Source organism: Pseudomonas sp. IT-P260 (genome assembly GCF_949768395.1).
GTDB classification, from domain to species: Bacteria; Pseudomonadota; Gammaproteobacteria; order Pseudomonadales; family Pseudomonadaceae; genus Aquipseudomonas; species Aquipseudomonas parakoreensis.
Genome location: NZ_CATKPO010000006.1, coordinates 84,196 through 103,267 on the forward strand (window position 1 = coordinate 84,196; position 19,072 = coordinate 103,267).

General features: G+C 58.6%; 20 protein-coding genes. 11 read left to right on the forward strand and 9 right to left on the reverse strand.

Going from position 1 to position 19,072, the window contains the following annotated elements:
• Positions 1-14: 14 nt before the first annotated feature.
• Positions 15-746: a GntR family transcriptional regulator gene (locus tag ACM6HV_RS04830; RefSeq protein ID WP_047294081.1), complete on the reverse strand. Its 732-nt coding sequence runs from the start codon at positions 744-746 to the stop codon at positions 15-17.
• Between the two features lie 289 nt (positions 747-1,035).
• Here ACM6HV_RS04830 and ACM6HV_RS04835 point away from each other — a divergent pair, with 289 nt between their 5' ends.
• Both ACM6HV_RS04835 and ACM6HV_RS04840 read left to right on the forward strand, forming a co-directional pair.
• Positions 1,036-1,506: a hypothetical protein gene (locus ACM6HV_RS04835; RefSeq protein WP_085654133.1), complete on the forward strand. Its 471-nt coding sequence runs from the start codon at positions 1,036-1,038 to the stop codon at positions 1,504-1,506.
• Positions 1,507-1,776: 270 nt separating this feature from the next.
• Positions 1,777-2,169, forward strand: a complete 393-nt coding sequence (locus tag ACM6HV_RS04840; RefSeq protein WP_145593480.1) for an Imm41 family immunity protein — start codon at positions 1,777-1,779, stop codon at positions 2,167-2,169.
• 80 nt (positions 2,170-2,249) lie between these two features.
• Here ACM6HV_RS04840 and ACM6HV_RS04845 read toward each other — a convergent pair whose 3' ends face one another.
• Positions 2,250-2,561, reverse strand: coding sequence for a hypothetical protein (locus ACM6HV_RS04845; protein ID WP_414903656.1), 312 nt, complete (start codon positions 2,559-2,561; stop codon positions 2,250-2,252).
• Between the two features lie 470 nt (positions 2,562-3,031).
• Here ACM6HV_RS04845 and ACM6HV_RS04850 point away from each other — a divergent pair, with 470 nt between their 5' ends.
• Positions 3,032-3,460, forward strand: a complete 429-nt coding sequence (locus tag ACM6HV_RS04850) for a hypothetical protein (RefSeq protein WP_414903657.1) — start codon at positions 3,032-3,034, stop codon at positions 3,458-3,460.
• A gap of 312 nt (positions 3,461-3,772) precedes the next feature.
• Here ACM6HV_RS04850 and ACM6HV_RS04855 read toward each other — a convergent pair whose 3' ends face one another.
• A complete protein-coding gene (locus ACM6HV_RS04855; RefSeq protein WP_027613841.1) occupies positions 3,773-4,003 on the reverse strand; it encodes a hypothetical protein in 231 nt (76 codons plus the stop codon).
• 214 nt (positions 4,004-4,217) lie between these two features.
• Between ACM6HV_RS04855 and ACM6HV_RS04860 the strand changes: the two genes are divergently transcribed.
• Both ACM6HV_RS04860 and ACM6HV_RS04865 read left to right on the forward strand, forming a co-directional pair.
• The gene (locus ACM6HV_RS04860) at positions 4,218-4,742 is read left to right on the forward strand and encodes a GAF domain-containing protein (protein WP_047294079.1); all 525 of its coding nucleotides are present in this window, start codon (positions 4,218-4,220) and stop codon (positions 4,740-4,742) included.
• A 372-nt stretch (positions 4,743-5,114) separates the two neighbouring features.
• Positions 5,115-5,663 carry an Hsp20/alpha crystallin family protein gene (locus tag ACM6HV_RS04865; protein WP_145593479.1) on the forward strand — a complete coding sequence of 183 codons (549 nt, stop codon included), beginning with the start codon at positions 5,115-5,117 and terminating at the stop codon, positions 5,661-5,663.
• Between the two features lie 95 nt (positions 5,664-5,758).
• On the opposite strand, the gene ACM6HV_RS04870 is transcribed toward ACM6HV_RS04865, so the two are convergent.
• The 3 genes from ACM6HV_RS04870 to ACM6HV_RS04880 form a co-directional block, all read right to left on the reverse strand.
• Complete coding sequence (locus ACM6HV_RS04870; RefSeq protein WP_239777329.1) at positions 5,759-6,013, reverse strand: Lpp/OprI family alanine-zipper lipoprotein; 255 nt, start codon at positions 6,011-6,013, stop codon at positions 5,759-5,761.
• A gap of 189 nt (positions 6,014-6,202) precedes the next feature.
• Entirely contained in the window at positions 6,203-7,090 is an 888-nt protein-coding gene (locus ACM6HV_RS04875; RefSeq protein WP_414903658.1) for a universal stress protein, read from the reverse strand.
• Positions 7,091-7,155: 65 nt separating this feature from the next.
• Positions 7,156-8,550, reverse strand: coding sequence for an MBL fold metallo-hydrolase RNA specificity domain-containing protein (locus tag ACM6HV_RS04880; protein WP_414903659.1), 1,395 nt, complete (start codon positions 8,548-8,550; stop codon positions 7,156-7,158).
• A gap of 356 nt (positions 8,551-8,906) precedes the next feature.
• On the opposite strand from ACM6HV_RS04880, the gene ACM6HV_RS04885 reads away from it, so the two are divergent.
• Both ACM6HV_RS04885 and ACM6HV_RS04890 read left to right on the forward strand, forming a co-directional pair.
• Entirely contained in the window at positions 8,907-9,554 is a 648-nt protein-coding gene (locus tag ACM6HV_RS04885; protein WP_108182556.1) for a BON domain-containing protein, read from the forward strand.
• Between the two features lie 27 nt (positions 9,555-9,581).
• On the forward strand, positions 9,582-10,007 hold the full coding sequence (locus ACM6HV_RS04890; protein ID WP_108182555.1) for a potassium channel family protein: 426 nt from the start codon (positions 9,582-9,584) through the stop codon (positions 10,005-10,007).
• A gap of 4 nt (positions 10,008-10,011) precedes the next feature.
• Here ACM6HV_RS04890 and ACM6HV_RS04895 read toward each other — a convergent pair whose 3' ends face one another.
• Positions 10,012-12,387 carry a phosphoketolase gene (locus ACM6HV_RS04895; RefSeq protein WP_414903660.1) on the reverse strand — a complete coding sequence of 792 codons (2,376 nt, stop codon included), beginning with the start codon at positions 12,385-12,387 and terminating at the stop codon, positions 10,012-10,014.
• Positions 12,388-12,563: 176 nt separating this feature from the next.
• Here ACM6HV_RS04895 and ACM6HV_RS04900 point away from each other — a divergent pair, with 176 nt between their 5' ends.
• Positions 12,564-13,547, forward strand: coding sequence for a zinc-dependent alcohol dehydrogenase family protein (locus tag ACM6HV_RS04900; protein ID WP_414903661.1), 984 nt, complete (start codon positions 12,564-12,566; stop codon positions 13,545-13,547).
• A gap of 54 nt (positions 13,548-13,601) precedes the next feature.
• On the opposite strand, the gene ACM6HV_RS04905 is transcribed toward ACM6HV_RS04900, so the two are convergent.
• Positions 13,602-15,107 carry a diguanylate cyclase gene (locus tag ACM6HV_RS04905; protein WP_414903662.1) on the reverse strand — a complete coding sequence of 502 codons (1,506 nt, stop codon included), beginning with the start codon at positions 15,105-15,107 and terminating at the stop codon, positions 13,602-13,604.
• Positions 15,108-15,509: 402 nt separating this feature from the next.
• On the opposite strand from ACM6HV_RS04905, the gene ACM6HV_RS04910 reads away from it, so the two are divergent.
• On the forward strand, positions 15,510-16,205 hold the full coding sequence (locus tag ACM6HV_RS04910) for an SDR family NAD(P)-dependent oxidoreductase (protein ID WP_145593472.1): 696 nt from the start codon (positions 15,510-15,512) through the stop codon (positions 16,203-16,205).
• Between the two features lie 120 nt (positions 16,206-16,325).
• Positions 16,326-17,315 (forward strand): AraC family transcriptional regulator, encoded by a 990-nt coding sequence (locus ACM6HV_RS04915; protein ID WP_414903663.1) that lies wholly within the window; start codon positions 16,326-16,328, stop codon positions 17,313-17,315.
• 6 nt (positions 17,316-17,321) lie between these two features.
• Here the strand turns inward: ACM6HV_RS04915 and ACM6HV_RS04920 are convergent, their stop codons facing one another.
• A complete protein-coding gene (locus ACM6HV_RS04920) occupies positions 17,322-17,735 on the reverse strand; it encodes a cupin domain-containing protein (protein WP_145593471.1) in 414 nt (137 codons plus the stop codon).
• A 301-nt stretch (positions 17,736-18,036) separates the two neighbouring features.
• On the opposite strand from ACM6HV_RS04920, the gene ACM6HV_RS04925 reads away from it, so the two are divergent.
• Positions 18,037-19,071 carry an alpha/beta fold hydrolase gene (locus ACM6HV_RS04925; RefSeq protein ID WP_414903664.1) on the forward strand — a complete coding sequence of 345 codons (1,035 nt, stop codon included), beginning with the start codon at positions 18,037-18,039 and terminating at the stop codon, positions 19,069-19,071.
• Position 19,072: the final 1 nt, after the last annotated feature.

Consider the following 19,072-nt stretch of genomic DNA (forward strand, 5'->3'; position numbering starts at 1 on the left):
TACACAGGCAAGCGTCAGCGAATATCCACGCTGTAGCGGAAGTGCTCCGCGTGGCCGCGCGAGCGACGCCATTCCAGCGGGCTCCCCGCGTAATCGCGGGCCAGACGCTCGATCACGATCACCGGACTGTTGACCGCTACCTGGAGCAATCGGGCATGCACATCATTCACCGATTCAGCGGTCAACGTCTCTTCGGCCGATGCAACAACCTGTCCGCACACTTCTTCGTAGATCGGATACAGCAGCGGCCCTTCGCGACTGAGGTCGATCTCCAGCAGCGCCTGAAACCGCTGGCGGGGCAACCAGATTTCTTCGGCGAGCACCGGCTTAACATCGAGCAGACGCACACGGACAATACGAATGACCGGCGCATCGGCGGGCAACCCCAGTGCTTGCGCTACGGCCGACGGTGCGGCAACGGGCTCGATCGAGAGGATGCGACTTTCCGGGACCTGGCGCTCACCGGAAACAGTCTGGAATCGGAAGAAACGGAACAATGAGGATTGAAACTGCGCCCGGCGAATGAACGTCCCTCGCCCTTGCTGACGCTCCAGAATGCCCTCACTGACCAACGCATCAATCGCTTTGCGCACCGTGCCGGTGGACAGTTGGTATTCCGCAGACAGCGCCGCTTCAGTAGGGATCGCCTCCCCCGGACGCCAGCGATTATTGGCGATCTGCTCAGCCAATTGGTCACGCAGACGTTGATACAGCGGGAGTCGGGCATCACTGGATAAAGAATTCATCGACTTTATTCACCTTGTTATCTAGTCATCTATATGAATCTTGCGGCGAGTATTTGCCCAGATAATTTGCCTGTCAAGGAGGGGCTTTTCTTCCTGCTGACGAATGGCTGACCCACTGCCCTTTTCATAGACATGTAGGGTTGCGCCGGCGATGTCGGATTCTGGCCGAATGTGGAGGGTCAGGAGTGACAGCTATCGGCCAGAAGCGGTCTTTGGGAACGACGCTTTAACATGTTGAAATCGCACCAGGTTAATGATTAGGTTGTTCATTTTCAGGAAGCATTTGTGAATGCCTGTTTTTGAGATTTTGCCGCTGGAAGCAATCGGCCCCGCACGGCTTGGCGCTTCACGTACCGCAGCAAGGGAAGCAATGTCTGTGAGTGGATTCCAGCTGGAGTGCTCCAATGGCCGCGTCGATTATTTCTGCGAATCTTCAATCCAGCTTGAGTACGGCCCTAGCGATGAAGTCCAGTTCATAGGCGTTTCCTGGAGCTCTCAACTCAACTTCACGTTTAAAGGGGTTGATGTTTTTGCTATCTCTGCGGCTGAGTTGTTCTCACTGATGGCTGCCTCGGACGATTCTGGCCCCCATGAGTTCGACCGTTACGAGTACTGCTTTCCGAACCAAATACTCACGCTTTGGGATGCTGATGAACAATATGACCGTCAACGCGGAGAAGAACGTGAGGTGTGGGGCCAAGTCGGGATCGGCAATGATGCGTATGTGGCAGCCATCGAAGCTATTGAGAAAAAGCTGTAACTGGCTCGCAGGAGTGGCGTATTGAAACGCTGCGATGGTGATAATCACTTTGGGCGACCGGTAGCTATGAGTCGATAGAAGCCTGTTATGACCGGCAGAGTTGGGTCGGTGGTTGCCCTTCGTGACAGGCGGGTTTCGGCCAAAAGCTATCGCTGAGAACGCTTCTTTAGTGCCAGAAAATAGTAGAAGGTAGTGTAGGCTATTCGCTGTTAGAGAACACTCTCGCTGCCCTGCGAAGCTGCCAAGACATATGAGAAGGGACTTACCTCGATGGATGCTCATTCTGTAATCGCTAGAAATTCTTCTGACTGCGAGGAATACGACGACTATTCGTTTATAGGGCGATTACACGAAGAATCAATCTGGGCTCACGATGACTACTGGATGCTGGAGTGGGCGCTATATCAACTCGCGATCGGCAAAAGCCCCTCCCAAGAGCTCTCTAGGCGGATTTTCCGCATATTCAGTTACACCTTTCTGTTATTCGGCTGCCACTTAGATCGTCGAGACAGTTTCAAGATTGAAAACCTCAAAAGGAAGGAGGTTTACGATCTACGTGAAAGAATGCAGCTGGTTTTCGAAGGTTTTTTTGCTGGTAGAATGCCGGCAACCAGCATTTTTTCCGACCCCAATCCTCTGCTCGTCTCCAACCATCAAAGTTGACTGTTTCGGTTCGGTTTCAGCCGGTCGCGAAAGGCTGAAATCGGCCAGAAGCTGCCTCCTAGAAAGCTAACGCTGAGTGGTCACTCGTCAAACAAGGTCCAGCCATGGCAAATGCCGGCAAAGTCTTTAGCCGTAAAAAATAATGTCAGTTCCTTTGGGTCAAATTCTTTGTAAAGCCAATGCCCAGAAACCGGTCCTCTCGTTATCACGTATTCCAAGCGGTATTTTTGAACAGGCCCAAAACTGAAGGAGCGCGAATTCAACTCAAACCTGTCACCTCTGTTGAACGCCCATAGCTTTTCAACAAGGCAGTCATCAAGCACCACCTCTCCCGCTACCTCAACGAGATACTTTGAATGAAGTTTCTGTTGAAGCCTAACGCTTCTGGCCATACATCAACCTACCTATGAGCAGTCCGAGCATCTGCGCAATAATACTGGAACATGATGATGACCGCTTTGGGTTGAGAAAAGTTAGCCTTGGGCGTCCGCTTCTGGCCGTTTCCTGCCTGTCACGACTGACCTAGCGCAGTCTCTCTGCAGCTCTGAAGTTTGAGACAACCATACGCCTACCCAAATCGCCAAATAGCCGGTTCGTCCGACCAGCAAACTGCACGATAAGCATTATGCAACTCGTTGTTCGCTCGTGCAGGCACCGCACCGACACATGACGAATCGTACGGATAGTCCGGCGCCATTCCCCTCCGACTGACCCGAGTGCGATTTCTGCAACGCCCAGACAGTCAGCGCAGCGGATCGATACCGTCGAGATCTGTGGGTCGTCAATGAGAAACCTCTCCAACTTGAGATGGCGCGATCGGCATGTTCAAATGAGTGATGGCCTTTTGCTACGGTACTCTCAATTGAAACAGAATCGCGGAATCATCCTATTTTTTTCGGCTATGACTTTTCTCTTTATCCTGGTACAGGTATGGCACGCAAAATCTGCCCAGGAAGAGAAAAAGCAGGAGCGGGAGCGCCAACTCAAAGGGCTCGCGCTCATCATGAGTGTGCAGTCCGGAAAAGTATCTGATGACTCAACTCGCGTCGATTCTGTGACCTACAGCGATGAGGTCATGCGTATCTCCTACACACTCACAAAAGTTACCAAAGACGAAATCGATTCTGATGAATTCACCAAGGATGCAAGAGCGATTGCAGCTTCTGCATTCTGTAATGAAAAAGGTTTGGGACAGTTCGTGAAATCGGGTCTTTCCATTGACCTCCTCTACAAAGATTCAACCAGTTCACCGATCGTCAATTTTCAGATAGGCAAGTCCGACTGCCTCTGAAGCCCGCCCCTTGAAGCCCGCCTCTCTCGCGGGCTTTTTTATGCGTGTCGTACCACAGTGAGTCCGCGCAGCAGACACAACTTCCGGTGGCTGCATCAATCATTTCTGATCGGAAGATCTGTCAATCCCCTCACGCGCAGGCCAGTCAGTGGCGCGCCTTTCATCAATTGAGTCGTGCTTGTGTCTGCCGGTGTACAGGGAAACATAAGTCATTGGAGTCGCTTCAGCTCCGACAGGCAGACGACAGACAGCGGTGCTTGGCTCACCGGTCCTGACCTGACTGCAAAATACAGTTGAAGCCTGACAAGCCGCTCAAGACCGTGAAAGCGTTTTCAGGCGCTCCACCAAAGCCGCTTCAAAAATGACGTACAGCTTTTCAGCATCGCCAGCACGCAAAACCTCACTGGTTTCCAGCCCCAGCACGAAGCCATCCGCACGCGCCCCCGCCTTCACCGCAATGATCATCGAATCTGCCCGGACAATCTGCGCCAGCAGCCGATCAGCTTCACGCTGCATCTTCTCGCTCAACACTACGCCTTCCACTTCTTCACCTTGCCTTCAATGCGACATCGAACAAATGTGTGATCAAGGCTAGGCCGCCGATAACGGTGTCTCAAGCCACACGCAAACGATCCTTCATTATGGTAGCCATCAGAACCCTTCAAGTGAACGAATCCGTTTTGCCGGCGATCAAACGCGAAGTTTCAAACGCGTTTAGCCGTTGCCAGCTCGAACAATCATGACCGGAGAACACTGCATGCCTCTCAGTGACACCATTCACAGAGCGTTGCTAAGCGCAGAGGAACGTTCCTCTATCGCTGAAATTGAAGCCACTACCAATATTCTGCAACTGGTCACACGCATGACCGGGACGCGCTTCGCGGCGATCGCCAAATTCACCGACACGGAATGGATCGTCTGTTCCGCGTACGATCCGATCGAGCTTGGAATCCACACCGGTGACACGCTGGAGCTGGAAACCACGCTGTGCAGTGAGTTTCGCAGAGACCCTCAAGTGCTGTTCGTGCCACAAATCAGTCGCGATGGCAGGTTTTCCACGCGTCCCGTGGTGAAGCAATACTTGATTGAAAGCTACGCCGGCGCGCCCATTTTCCTTCCCGACGGACAACTGTGGGGTGCGCTGTGTGCCTTGGACTCCAGGGCGGTCATATTCGACGACCCGGATCTGGCGGATACGTTAGGCCTGTTCGCGAGGCTGATCGGCTGCATCTTTTATTCGAATCTGACGGACGTCGGCAGCGGCTACAGCAAGAACGGTTGAAGTGTTAACGAATAACTAAAAAATCAGCCCTGAATATTCAGGGCTGTTTCATTTCTGGCGTGTGAGATTTGCGCTCCATCCTTCAACACCGCGCAGGAAACATCGACGTGGTGCGCAAAACCTGGTTCCAGGACAGGAGCTACCAGTCCGTCGCCCAAGAGCGGGCCGACGTTTGCATAGGGCTGGGCCGCACGCTGCCATTTGGCTTCTGAGCGAAACGCCGTTCCCCCCGTAATTGACTTTTATCAACCACTGACACGCTGTTCTCGCCGACATTGAAGCTGACGTGGCAGGGCGAAACCTCTGCCAACCACTGAGCGCTCCGGTTCGGATGTCCGTGAGCCGCCGTCCATTCGCAAAGGAGAATTCAAAATGAGCAACTCCGTGAAGAAAATGCCGGTCACTACCGATACCAAAGACAAATCCCTTCAGCATCCGCTGAATGCAGACTTGTGGCGCCCTCTGGAAAAACTGCGCCAGCAGGTGGATCACCTGTTCGAAGACTTCAACCGCGGTTCGGGACTTTCACCCTTTGGTCGTGGGCTGTTCGACGTCGAACCGCTCTGGCGGCGCGAACTGATCGGTCACGGCATGCCGGCCGTGGATATCAGTGAAAAGGACAAAAGCTACGAGATCACCGCCGAATTACCCGGCATGGATCACAAGAACATCGAGATCAAACTGTCGAACGGCAGCCTGATCATCAAGGGCGAAAAGAAAGAGGACAAGGAAGAAAAAAGGAAGGGCTACCACCTGAGCGAGCGTCACTATGGTTCCTTCGAGCGGGTCTTCAACCTGCCCAAAGGCGTCGACGCCGAGAAGATCGACGCGAGTTTCAGCAAAGGTGTGCTGAGTATCTCGTTGCCGAAAAAGCCTGAAGCCATGAAAGCGGACAAAGTCGTACCGATCAAGGGCGAGTAAGTTTCGCGCTGTCATACCCCTTGCCGGGAAACCGGCAAGGTTTTTTTACCGCCGTCCTTTGCACAACTGCTGCAAACGCTGGCCGCACGGACTCACTATTTGCGGCTGGCCTTTTCCAGCATCCGGCTGGCGCGTTCATTGGCCTCATCGGCCGTACGTTGTGCCTGACTGGCTGCAGCGGCTGCCTGATCCGCCCTGGAGTAAGCCGCGTCGGCACGGGATTGTGCCGCGCTTGCAGTGCTCTGGGCGGCGTCGATTCGCGTGTCCATTTCCTGCGCCTTTTTATTGCTGCACCCGGCGCTCATCGCCAAAAGGACGCTGAGCAGAACCACAGATAAACGCTTGTTCATGATGACTCTCCTTGGGTCATTGCGCCGGGAAAAATCCGGCACCCCTGAAGTATCTGGCGTCAGCACGGCCGGCCTCTGATTTTTGTCAATGAACGGCCAACCGGCAGGCAACTGGATGTTGGCAGTGTTAATCACCGGTCGACACTGCAATAGACCCATCACGGCATTTGTCGTAGGCAGACGTCGCTGTCAGACCGCCAACAGATTGCACGGCACCTGATAAAGAATATGTTCGGTGGTGCTGCCCAGCAGCTTGTCCAGCCCGTGGTATTGCACCCGGCCCATGACGATCACATCCACATGCTGTGCATCGGCGAACTCACTGAGTGCGGCAACCGGGTGGCCGACCACGAAATGCCGGCGCTCGGCGGGTACTCCATAGCGCCTGGCCAGGTCGATATACGCGCTCTCGAACTCTCTGCGCAGTTCCTTGGTCAGCTCTGAAACCGTCAAGCCTTCGCCCAGTTCCTCCAGGTACTCCTGCGAAATGTCGTAGGCGTACAACAGATGCAACTCGGCGTCACACTGGATCGCCATGGCCGTGGCCTGATCGATGATGCGCTTGTTCAATTGGTCGTTGACCGGGTCGCTTGCAGAGGCGTCGACCGCTGCCACGATCTTGCGTGGCAATGCCTGGCCTGCCCCGCCCAGCAGATAGACGGGGACCGGGCAATGACGCAGCAGGTGCCAGTCCAGCGGGGTGAAGAAGGCGCGTTTGAGCAACGACTCATGCTGCACTTGCTTGATCAGCAGGTCGGGCATCATCTCGGTGACGAGGTCGAGGATCTCTTGCTTCATGTCATCCGACCAGGCGACTTCGACTGTCACGTCAATGCCTCTGTCGCGCAGGTTGCCGGCCTGATATTTGAGCCAGTCGCGGTGATCCTGCAAATAGTTCGCCCGGGCTGTTTCCCGATCGCCTTCTTCAAGCAACCAGAGAATGTCCAATGACTTGACCAGCGCCACGATATGCAAGGTCGCCCCACTGGCCTTGGCCAGCGCAGCCGCATGGCTGATCGCCGGAGAGCGGCGCAGAGCCGGATTGATCACCAGCAACAGACTTTGATATTGGCTCATGATTGGTCTCCAGTCGGATGAACCGTGCGGGACGGTCAAGATCGTCACCAGCGGATTTGAAACGGTCACTCCTGCCGTTCGGCTGGAGGCACATCGGCAGCGGCACCCAGTTCGGCGCTGTCCCGGTACTCCGGCACTGACACCGACCAGCCCAGTTCCAGGCTGATACGCCGCCGCAAAACGTCCGAGGCGTTGGGTTCGCCATGCACCACGTAGGTGTGTTTCGGTGCACGTTTGAAACCGCGCAGCCACTGGATGATTTCATCGGCATCGGCATGCGCGGACAGGGTCTGCATCGGTACCACTTCGGCGCGGATCGGCACCTCCTGACCGTGGATACGCACTGACGGCGCACCGGCAACGATCTGTGCGCCCCGCGTGCCGCCGGCCTGGAAACCGGGCATCAGCAGCGAGTTGACCGGATTCGGCGCCAATGCCTTGAGGTGGTGCAGCACACGTCCGCCGGTGGCCATGCCGCTGGCGGCGATGATCACGGCCGGAATGCGCTGATGATCGAGATCGATCGACTCCTGGGTCGAACGTATGAAACGCGTGCCTTGGCACATTCCCTCGCATTCTTGCAGCGACAACCGGTGCTCACTGCGAAAACGCTGATACAGACGCGTGACATCCGTCGCCATCGGGCTGTTGAGGTAGATCGGCAGATCCGGAATCGCATGTTTCTGCTTCAGACGATACAAGTGATACATCAGCAGTTGCGCCCGACCGACCGCAAATGACGGTACCAGGGTAATGCCGTGGCGCAACGCCGTGCGGTTGATCACGTCGGTCAGTTGTTGCTCGGGGTCGTCGTCAGGGTGCTGGCGGTCACCATAGGTCGACTCGATTAACAGGTAATCTGTTTGCTCGATGGTTTCGGGGGCAAACATCAACGGATCGTTGGGCCGCCCCAGATCGCCGGAACAGACCAGCGTGACACCGTCGGCAACCACCTCGACCGTGGCCGCACCCAGAATGTGTCCGGCACCGCGCAGCAAGATGCTCAGACCGGGAACAATCTCGACCCGATGATGCAGCTCCACCGGCTGCAACAGTTTCAATGCCTGCTCGGCGTCCTGTTCGGTGTACAGCGGCAACGCCGGTGCATGTCTGGAAAAACCATGGCGGTTGGCGAACCCGGCTTCTTCTTCCTGCAGGCGCCCACTGTCGAGCAACAGGATTTTCACCAGTTCACAGGTTGCTGCGGTGGCATAGATCGGGCCACGGTAGCCGTTGCGCACCAGCACCGGCAGGTAGCCGCTGTGATCCAGATGAGCGTGAGTCAGCACGATCGCGTCGAGATCCCGCACGGGCAGCTGGAAAGGATCCCAGTTGTGCAGGCGCAATTGCTTGTAACCCTGAAACAGCCCACAGTCGACCAGCACATGCCGGTCGCGGTGATCCAACAGGTATTTGCTGCCGGTGACGGTGCCTGCCGCCCCCAGAAAAGTGATTCGCATGGCCGTCTCCTGAATGTGGATGAGAACGCCGACACTTTCAGCCATCACGCCGATTCATGGCTGTTTCGGGATTGTTGCCAGCTACAACGCACTCAGCACCACAATCGGCAAGCGCTTGTTCATGGTTGTTCCCTCGATTGCTCACGACGGCAAAGGTAATGATTCGAGTATCTGGCGTTATCCGGTCACCACTCTGATCTTTGTCAAACAATCACCGACTTGCAGACGCCATCAGCCAATGCGACGGCGAGGCCGGCATTGTTGATATACCTCAATGCGCGCGCGTCACCGCGGTGTAGAAAAACAACAACAGGCACGTTTGACCGATCGACACCTATCCGAAAGAGGACACCGTCATGAGCGACTTGAACCTGCGCAAAAATATTCTCGAAGAACTCGAGTTCCAGCCGGAAATCGATGCCGCCAACATCGGCGTCACGGTGGAGGACGGTGTGGTCACCCTCAGCGGGCATGTCAAAAGCTATGCCCAGAAGGTCAGTGCCGAGCGCGCGGTGAAACGCATGAAAGGCGTGCGCGCAGTGGCTGAAGAGCTCCAGGTACGACTGGACAGGAATGCCGGCACCGCAGATGACACCATCGCTGCCCGGGCGCTGAAGATAATCCACTGGAGCTGCGACATTCCCGAAGGTGACGTCAAGGTCATCGTGCAGAGCGGACGCATCACCCTGGAAGGTGAAGTCGACTGGCAGTATCAGAAGGAAACCGTCGAGCGTTCGGTACGCAAGCTGTCCGGCGTGACCGGCGTGAGCAATTGCATCACCCTGCGTCCACGGCTGGATGTCTTCGATATTCAGCAACGCATCGAGGCCGCGCTCAAACGTAACGCCGAAGTCGATGCCCAGGACATTCACGTCAAAGTCGAAGGCGATGTGGTGCGGCTCGAAGGCCGGGTTCACCTGTGGCGCGAACGCCAGATTGCCGAGCGCGCGGCCTGGTCAGTGCCCGGCGTCGGCCGGGTCGAAGACCATCTGCTGCTGGCGTGACACGCTCGTCTTCCTGGAGCCAGGCCAATGCTTGCCGTCACGCTGATCAACAGCCTGGTCGTGATCATCGCGGTAGTGATCCACTATGAGTGTCTGCTGCGCCTGAATGACTGGATGCCGCGTCTGAAAATCTGGAGCCGGTTCAGAATCGTTGTCGGGGTGTTGGGCAGCCTGCTGGCCCATGCCATCGAGGTCTGGGCGTTCGCCGTGGTTTATTTCCTGATGTCCCGCGCGGGCGAATGGGGACAACTGACCGGCAATTTCGACGGCTCTTTGATGGATTGCGTGTACTTCTCCTTCACGACGTACACGACCATCGGTTTCGGCGATATTTCGCCGGTCGGCCACCTCAAGTATCTGACCGGGCTTGAAGCGTTGACCGGCCTTGTCCTCATAACCTGGACCGCGTCGTTTCTGTTTCTGGAAATGCAGAAATACTGGAAGAACAAATAGCCGCTCATGGCGTCTGGCGAGGTGTCCATTGCCAGTTGCGCACCTCGGGAAGGTCTTCGCCGTGCTCGATGAGGTACAGCTTGTGTTGCTCCATGACGGACCAGTAACGCTCCCGGGCAACGTCTACGAGATCCTGCAGGCGTGGCACCCGCTCGATCACGTCCAGCGCCAGTCGGTAGCGATCAAGGTCGTTGATCACGGCCATGTCGAACGGCGTAGTAGTCGCGCCCTCCTCCTTGAAACCTCGTACGTGAAAGTTGGCATGATTGGCGCGTTTGTAGACCAGCCGATGGATCAGCGCCGGATACCCGTGAAAGGCAAAAATCACCGGTCTGTCGACGGTGAACAGCGCATTGAACGCGCTATCCGACCAGCCATGAGGATGCTGACTGGACGGCTGCAGCAGCATCAGGTCGACGATATTGACCACCCTGACGCGCAAGTCCGGCACGTAGTCGCGCAACAGGGTCAAGGCGGCCAGGGTTTCCAGCGTCGGCACATCGCCGGCGCAAGCCATGACGACGTCCGGGTCCTGATCATCGTGACTGGCCCACGCCCATCGGCCGCCACCTGCCTGGCAGTGTTGCTGTGCCGCGTCGATGCTCAGCCACTGCCATTCCGGTTGCTTGCCGGCGACGATGACGTTGATGTAATTACGGCTGCGCAGGCAGTGGTCGGCGACCGATAACAGGCAGTTGGCATCGGGCGGCAAGTAGATGCGCGCCACGTCCGGCTTCTTGTTCGCCAGCATGTCGATGAATCCCGGATCCTGGTGTGAGAACCCATTGTGGTCCTGACGCCAGACGTGGGAGGTCAACAGCAGGTTCAGCGATGCCACAGGTTTGCGCCACGGCACCTCGGCGGCTGTCTTCAGCCATTTGGCATGCTGATTGACCATCGAATCGACGATATGGATAAACGCCTCATAGCACGACAGCCATCCATGCCGGCCCGTCAGCAGATAGCCTTCCAGCCAGCCCTCGCACACCTGCTCGCTGAGAATTTCCATCACTCGGCCGTCTGCCGACAGGTTCAGGTCGTCAGGTTCCAGCGGATCGATCCAGGTCTTGGCGCTGACCTCATACACCGCATCAAGGCGATTGGAGGCGGTTTCGTCAGGGCCAAACAGCCGAAAGTTGCGGCTGGCCAGGCTGTTTTTCATCACATCACGCAGGAATCCTCCCAGCACTCGGGTGGCTTCGGCGCGCAATGTCCCCGGCCCAACCACGTTCACGGCGTATTCGGCAAAACCCGGCAGGTCCAGCGCACGCAGCATCACACCGCCATTGGCGTGGGGATTGGCACTCATGCGCCGATGTCCGGTGGGCGCCAACGCGGTGATCTCCGGCATCAAGGCACCTTGGGCATCGAACAATTCCTCGGGACGATAACGGCTCAGCCACTCTTCCAGTTGTTGCAAATGGAGCGGCTGGGTGAAGTCGGCCAGTGGCACCTGATGCGCGCGCCATGTGCCTTCAACCCGATGGCCGTCGACAAATCCGGGGCCGGTCCAACCCTTGGGCGTGCGTAATACCAGCATCGGCCAGAGCGGCCGTGACACTGCCCTGGACGGCGGCCGTTGCCGCGCTTCGAGCTGAATCTGGCGAATCTTCAGCACGATGGTGTTGAGTGTCTGCGCCAATGCCTGATGCACTTGCACCGGATCGTCGCCCTCAACGAAAAAGGGATCGTAGCCATAGCCGTACATCAGCGCCGAGAGTTCATCCTCGCTGATTCTGGACAGCAACGTCGGGTTGGCAATTTTGTAGCCATTGAGGTGCAGGATCGGCAGCACCGCCCCGTCACGCACCGGGTTGAGGAATTTGTTCGAGTGCCAGCTGGCCGCCAGCGTGCCGGTTTCCGCCTCACCGTCGCCGATCACGCAGGCGACAATCAGGTCAGGATTATCGAACGCGGCCCCAAAGGCATGCGCGAGGCTGTACCCCAACTCCCCGCCCTCGTGAATCGACCCTGGAATCTGTGCCGACACATGACTTGAAATTCCGTACGGCCAGGAAAACTGCCGAAACAGGCGCAGCAGACCGTTGGCATTGCGCTCCACCGCCGGATAACACTCGGTATATGTGCCTTCCAGATAGGTCTGCGCCACGATCGCCGGCCCGCCATGACCGGGGCCGGTCACAAAAAGCATGTTGAGGTCGTACTGTTTGATCAACCGGTTGAGGTGGGTGTAGATCAGGTTAAGCCCCGGCGTCGTGCCCCAATGCCCCAGCAAACGCGGTTTGATATGAGCCCGGCGCAACGGCTCCTTGAGCAGCGGGTTGTCCTTGAGGTAAATCTGCCCGACAGCCAGGTAATTGGAGGCGCGCCAGTAAGCGTCCAGGCCTTCCAGTTGTTGCGCATTGAGGAAATCGCTCATGAGGTTTACCGCCCAGGGTTCGCTGAACAGAGATTCGTCCGTCGATTCTGAAAGCCTGAAACCTGCAAGACTTGATTTAAATCAAGCGCCGTCATCAGTGCTCCGGTTCTATGGGAAACAGACGCTGCAGGAGGGAGCGCAATTCAGCGCTTTCTTGCAACGCCAGGAGAATCATCGTGCGTGCCATGGTCCTGTATTCACCCGGGCAACCGCTGCAATGCGAAGAACGTCCGATCCCCACGCCCACCGCGCAGCAACTGTTGCTCAGGGTGCTGGCTTGCGGGGTGTGTCGTACCGATCTGCACCTGTTCGACGGCGAGTTGCCACAAGCGGTTCTGCCCCGCGTGCCGGGGCATGAAATCGTCGGAGAAGTCATCGCCGCAGGCGCCGATGTGGCAGTTGAATGGATTGGCCGGCGGGTTGGCGTGCCGTGGCTGGGCTGGACCTGCGGCGAATGCGTCTTCTGCCGCTCGGGTCGGGAGAACCTCTGCGATCAGGCGCAGTTCACCGGTTGTCAGCTGGATGGCGGCTATGCCGAATACACCGTCGCCGATCAGCGCTTCTGCTTTCCAATCCCGGATACGCTGAGCGACATTCAGGCGGCGCCGTTATTGTGCGCCGGCCTGATCGGCTTTCGCGCCTTGCAAATGGCTCAGGGCGCGCAACACCTGGGGCTGTACGGATTTGGCGCGGCGGCACATCTGGCGATTCAGATTGCCCGCGGTCGCGGGCAACAGGTCTACGCCTTTACCCGAGCGGATGACCACGAAGGCCAGGCCTATGCACGCACCCTGGGCGCCGAATGGGCTGGCCCTTCGGATCAGCCACCGCCCCATGCGCTGGACGCCAGCCTGATCTTTGCGCCCGTCGGGGCGCTGGTGCCACTGGCGCTGTCCGCCACCGTCAAGGGCGGCTGCGTGATTTGCGCCGGCATCCACATGAGCGATATCCCCGCCTTTCCCTATCGTTTGCTGTGGGGCGAACGCAGCGTACGCTCCGTGGCCAACCTGACCCGTGAAGACGGCACCGCGTTTTTTGCGCAATTGCAGCACACCCCTGTGCATTGCGACGTCACCCGTTTTGCCCTGGAGGACGCCAATCAGGCGCTGACGTGTCTGCGCGGCGGGCACTTCAACGGCGCCATCGTGCTGACACCCTGAGACTCTGCGGGAGGCGCCCGACGCCACTGATTGACAACGTCCTGTTTGCCCCCGTCACCACTCGGCCGATACAGACCGGTTACGTCCCGCCGTTTTGGCGTTATACAGCGCCTGATCGGCCACCTCGATCAAACCTGGCACGTGATCCAATTGTGCCCCCGACGCCGCCGCAATCCCGATGCTCACGGTCACACGCCCGACCGGGCTGGAGGCGTGCGCAATATGCGCTTGCGCCAGACGATCAAGGATCAATTGTGCGACGACCGTTGCACCGGCACGGTCGGTGTCCGGCATGATCACCGCCATTTCTTCTCCGCCATAACGCGCCAGCAGATCCGACGGGCGCCTTACGCAACCCTCGAGGATTCTGCCGACCTTCTGCAGACAAGCATCGCCGGCGACATGCCCGAATGAATCGTTGAACAGCTTGAAGTAATCGATATCGATCATCAGCAACGCCAGCGTCGTGCCGTCACGTTGGGCGCGCCGGGCTTCCATGGCGAGGCTCTCATCGAAGCAGCGCCGGTTGGCCAGGCCGGTCAGGGCATCCTTCATCGCCAGCAACTCAAGCTGGCGATTGGAGGAGAGCAACTGTTGCTGTGTGCCGCGCAATTGATCTTCAGCCCTGGTACGCCGGCGGATATCCAGCATCAGGCACCAGCCGATCAGCCCGGTAAGCCCCAGCAATCCTGTGACCACCACAGCCGACAACCAGGCTTCCATGCGCCACGCCGCGAGGGCCTCGCGCTTGCCGAGAGCAACGGTGGTGATCAGCGGCAGCCGGTCGCTCTTGCGGAAGGCGTAAAGCCGCTCGACGCCGTCCAGGCTGGAGGTAAACGACGCGGTGCCGACAGATCGATCGACCAGATACTTCGCATAGATCGGCGACTTGGAAAAGTTGCGCCCCATGTCCTGCTCGCGGAAGGGATAGCGCACCAGCAACGTGCCGTCGGTGTAGGACAAGCCGATGGCACCCTCCTGGCCCACATCGATCTTGCCGAACAGGCGTAGGAAGTTTTCGATTCCCAGGGTCACCGCCACCACCCCGGCAAATTCGCCGTGGGCATCATTGAAACGGCGGCTGACGGTGATCACCCACTCCTGATTGGAGCGGCTCTGGATCGGCGGACCGATAAAGGTGTCGCGGCTCGGATCGTCGCGATGATGGATGAAGTAGGCGCGATCACGGCTGTTGGCCCCGGCCGGAATCGGTCGGTTGGACGACATCAGCCAACGGCCCTGATTGTCGTAGATGGTGATGCCGCTGAGCTGCGGCATCAGCGGTTCCTGACGGTTGACCAGTGCGCTCAGACGCTGGATCTGCGCGGGGCCACTGCCTTCGGTTTCCAGACGTTCGACGAGTCCGAGCAGCAGCAACGAACTCTGGCGCACGATGCCCTCGGAATAAGTCGCCAGCGCCTGGGTCAGGTTCAAGCCATGAACGTTGACTTCCTCCAGCGCACGCTCGCGAGAGGCCAACACTTTCCATACCGTCAGCGACGCGAGGGAACAGCCGATGACCAACAACAACAGCACTACCAGGCGGGTATCACGCTTCACATCACTACCTTTGGGAAAATCCGGTTTCCGTTTCTGCGGCGGGTTGACCGACTCGATGACTACAGCCGCTTGTCCTTGTCGCGGGCAAGGATACAAGTCGCACGGGCTTGCTGCAGCAACAGAATAGGTGGCGCAAAAAAACACGCCGCAAACTTCAGAAAAGCCATCGCGCCTGGGGAAACGATGACAAGCATGCCAGACCAAACCATCGCCAGGCTTTCAGAACTGGACGGCTGAAGAGCGACAGAAGCCAACTTTCTGACGCCTGTTTCACGACCCTTGCCCGAAGATTTGCCAAGCAAAAAAAATTGGCACTTTTGCACAACAAGTTGACATCCAAAAGCATGCTACGGGCGACCGATATCATTAGAGTATGCGCCCTTAAAAAGGAAAGGACTCTTGATGACTCAGTCACTCTCACGGCGCGTTGTGGCGATTACCGGCGCCCTGGGGAATCTCGGCGAGACCCTGGCGGACATGGCCGCCGCCCGGGGCGCGGATCTGGTGCTGATCGATCAGGCGACGATTACGCTGCCCAGTTCCCATAACCGACTGGTCCTGTCCGGCATCGATCTGACTTCCTTTGCCGATTGCCAGGACGTCGCCCACCAGATCAATCGCTATTTCGGGCGCCTCGATGCATTGGTAAACGGCGCTGGCGGTTACGCGTGGGAGCCATTGCTCGGTGGTGCGATAGAGGCTTGGGATCGGCTCTACTCGCTGAACCTGCGAACCGCCTTGAATGCCAGCAAAGCCCTGCTGCCGTTGCTGCTGCAATCCTCGGCGGGGCGCATCGTCAACATCGGCGCGAGCATGGCGGCCAAGGCCGGACTGGGGATGGGTGCTTACGCTGCGTCGAAATCCAGCGTACTGCGCCTGACCGAAAGCCTCGCCGAAGAGCTCAAGGACATGAGCATCACGGTCAACGCCGTACTACCGAGCGTGCTCGACACCCCGCAAAACCGTGAGGCCATGCCCGACGCCGAGCACCAGCGCTGGGTGACACCCGCGCAGCTGGCGGCGGTCATTCTGTTTCTGATTTCGGAACAGGCGTCCGCGGTCACCGGCACCGGCATTCCGGTGATCGGGCGCATGTAGGGTCTACTGACGCCGCGCGCCTTGGCGACGTCGCTTTCTTCACCTTTCGGAAAAGCAAGATCACCGGATGACCGGACTTCCCCTCCCCCCATGCGACCCGCCACTTCCAGCGCTGCTTTCGTGAACCACGTCCTTGATGTCGCCGAGCAACACGGCTGCGATGGCGACTGGCTGTTGCAGCAGACCGGACTCTCACGCGAGCAGTTGTCCGATTCGATTGTGCGCATTCCCATGCGCCAACTGCGGACCTTGCTGGAACTGGCGGCGCGCAGCAGCAACCTGCCGCATTTCGGTCTGCTGGTCGGCGCCGCCGTGCGCCCCGGCACCTACGGTGTACTGGGTTACGTGCTGATGACCAGTGCGACGCTCGGCGAGTCGCTGAACATGATTCTGCGGTTCGGCAAGATCGTTTATGACAGCCCGTCCAGCCAGACCCGGATCGTCATCGGCGACGGCCGCGTGACCCTCGAAGATCAGCGCATCAGTGAGCTGGAGCCTTACTGCGCCCTGCATCAGGAAACGTTAATGGCCGGCTGGGCGGCGTTCGGCCGCTGGTTGATCGCCAGCAACTCGCCGATGCTGGAGGTCAGAATGAGGCACCCGGCGCTCGGCGAGCCGGCACTCTACGAAGCGTTTTTTGGTTGTCCGGTGCAGTTCGAAGCCGGGAGCAATGCGCTGGTGTTCGCCGAGTCGACCCTCTCGTCACGCATCCAGGGCGCCGACCCGCGCATGCATCGCAGCATGCTGCTGGAGGCGGACTGGCAGCTGTGTCTGTCCTACCCGGCATTTTCCGTGACCGACCGCTTGCGTGCCTTGCTCACCGAACAGTTGCCGACCGGCGATTTCAGCCTGAAAAGCCTGGCCCGGCAGTTGGCGATTTCGCCGCGCACCTTGCAGCGCAAACTGGCGGCGGAAGGGGAAAACTTCAATCAGGTGCTGGAAACCATGCGCATGGAACTGGCCGACCATTACCTGCGCCGCACCGAGACCAGCATCATGAACATCGCCCTGATGCTGGGTTACTCGCAGGCCAGCTCATTCAGCCATTCTTTCCGTCAGGCACGCGGGATTTCGCCGGTGGATTACCGCAAGTTGCTGCGCGCCAGATAAGCTCGATCACGGTTTCAGCTCCAGCAGCGGCTGACCCTTTTTCACCACATAGGTTGCCAGTTCCACGCCTTGGTCCTGACCGACGTTCCTCGCCACATGGGCCACTCCCGCCGGGATGAACAGTGAGTCGCCGGCCTTTAGCGTGACCGCCGGGCGCCCCTCCAGTTGATACTCCAGCGTGCCGCTGAGCACATGCGCCACCTCGACCCCCGGATGCGCATGCCGCGGCGCGGTGACACCCGGTTCGAAATCGATACGTGCCTGTATCACCTCGCGATCCGCGTCGCCCAGGTCCTGACGAATCAGGTCGGTACGGCTCAAGCCCTGCTGCCAGCTCATGGCCTGAGCGTCTGCCGCCTGCGCCAGGCCGGTGAATGAAACCAGTGCGGCCACAGTGGCCAGAATCAGTGTGCGTTGCATGCAATTGCCCTCTCGACAGTCATGGTGTGAAGGCCTGCACTGTGACTGCCGGGTGTAGCGGCCATGTGTCGAAAAACCCGCGTTTGGTCTCGCCGTGTATCACGTGCAGAGCCGGATACACGGCCATACAAAGCACACCGGCTGTGTATCACAGTGTGTACAGACACCCCGGCGATACATGAACTTGAATCATCGCGCTTTTTCGACATGGACCAGATACGTCCCGGCGTTCAAATGCCTGCAAGGTTTGCCGGGCTCAGCCCGCACCTGCCCCCGACAGGATTGCCAAGGAGACTTCAGCATGAAAAACGCAGCATTCAACCGTATTAACATCCTCGCCGTGGCGCTGTTCGGCGCGCTGGCGGCGACGCAAATGCCAACGGCCGCCGCCGCGCAGCCGGCAACCGGCGACCACAACGTCAGCTATTCCGCGCCCTCGCCGTTCGGCCCGCTCAAGCATGTGCAGGCCGGCCTGCTGGATGTGGCCTACGCCGAAACCGGCCCGGCGCAGGGGCCGGTGGTGATTCTGCTGCACGGCTGGCCGTACGACATTCATAGCTATGACGAGGTCGCGCCGGTGCTCGCCACCAAGGGGTATCGGGTGCTGATGCCGTATGCGCGGGGTTATGGCGACACGCATTTCCTCTCGGACCAGTCATTACGCAACGGTCAGCCGACGGCACTGGCCAGCGACGTGATCGACTTCATGGATGCGCTTGACATCAAGCAAGCGGTGCTCGGTGGTTACGACTGGGGCGCGCGCTCGGCGGACATCGTTTCGGCGTTGTGGCCGGAGCGGGTCAAGGCATTGGTCTCGGTCAGCGGCTACCTGATCGGCAATCAGGCTGCCGGGCAGAACCCGTTGCCGCCCAAGGCCGAATTGCAGTGGTGGTATCAGTTCTACTTTGCCACCGACCGTGGCCGGGACGGTTACCGTAAAAACACCCACGACTTCGCCAAACTGATCTGGCAGCTCGCCTCGCCGAAGTGGGCGTTCGATGACGCCACGTTCGACCGCAGCGCCAAAGCGCTGGAGAACCCCGATCATGTCGCGATCACCGTGTTCAACTACCGCTGGCGTCTGGGCCTGGTGCAGGGCGAACCGCAATACGCGGCGCTGGAACAGAAACTCGCCAGCGCCCCACCCATCAGCGTGCCGACCATCACCCTCGAGGGCGATGCCAACGGCGCGCCGCACCCGGCGCCCGAGGATTACGCCAAGCGTTTCACTGGCAAGTACCAGTTCCGCCTGATCAACGGCGGCATCGGCCACAACCTGCCACAGGAAGATCCGCAGGCGTTTGCTCAGGCGGTGATCGACGCCGATCACCTCTGAG

Bases quoted from the DNA above. Each gene is read 5' to 3' on its own strand.
- ACM6HV_RS04830 (WP_047294081.1), bottom strand. From the start codon at position 746: ATGAATTCTTTATCCAGTGATGCCCGACTCCCGCTGTATCAACGTCTG.
- ACM6HV_RS04835 (WP_085654133.1), top strand. From the start codon at position 1,036: ATGCCTGTTTTTGAGATTTTGCCGCTGGAAGCAATCGGCCCCGCACGG.
- ACM6HV_RS04840 (WP_145593480.1), top strand. From the start codon at position 1,777: ATGGATGCTCATTCTGTAATCGCTAGAAATTCTTCTGACTGCGAGGAA.
- ACM6HV_RS04845 (WP_414903656.1), bottom strand. From the start codon at position 2,561: ATGGCCAGAAGCGTTAGGCTTCAACAGAAACTTCATTCAAAGTATCTC.
- ACM6HV_RS04860 (WP_047294079.1), top strand. From the start codon at position 4,218: ATGCCTCTCAGTGACACCATTCACAGAGCGTTGCTAAGCGCAGAGGAA.
- ACM6HV_RS04865 (WP_145593479.1), top strand. From the start codon at position 5,115: ATGAGCAACTCCGTGAAGAAAATGCCGGTCACTACCGATACCAAAGAC.
- ACM6HV_RS04870 (WP_239777329.1), bottom strand. From the start codon at position 6,013: ATGAACAAGCGTTTATCTGTGGTTCTGCTCAGCGTCCTTTTGGCGATG.
- ACM6HV_RS04875 (WP_414903658.1), bottom strand. From the start codon at position 7,090: ATGAGCCAATATCAAAGTCTGTTGCTGGTGATCAATCCGGCTCTGCGC.
- ACM6HV_RS04880 (WP_414903659.1), bottom strand. From the start codon at position 8,550: ATGCGAATCACTTTTCTGGGGGCGGCAGGCACCGTCACCGGCAGCAAA.
- ACM6HV_RS04885 (WP_108182556.1), top strand. From the start codon at position 8,907: ATGAGCGACTTGAACCTGCGCAAAAATATTCTCGAAGAACTCGAGTTC.
- ACM6HV_RS04890 (WP_108182555.1), top strand. From the start codon at position 9,582: ATGCTTGCCGTCACGCTGATCAACAGCCTGGTCGTGATCATCGCGGTA.
- ACM6HV_RS04895 (WP_414903660.1), bottom strand. From the start codon at position 12,387: ATGAGCGATTTCCTCAATGCGCAACAACTGGAAGGCCTGGACGCTTAC.
- ACM6HV_RS04910 (WP_145593472.1), top strand. From the start codon at position 15,510: ATGACTCAGTCACTCTCACGGCGCGTTGTGGCGATTACCGGCGCCCTG.
- ACM6HV_RS04920 (WP_145593471.1), bottom strand. From the start codon at position 17,735: ATGCAACGCACACTGATTCTGGCCACTGTGGCCGCACTGGTTTCATTC.
- ACM6HV_RS04925 (WP_414903664.1), top strand. From the start codon at position 18,037: ATGAAAAACGCAGCATTCAACCGTATTAACATCCTCGCCGTGGCGCTG.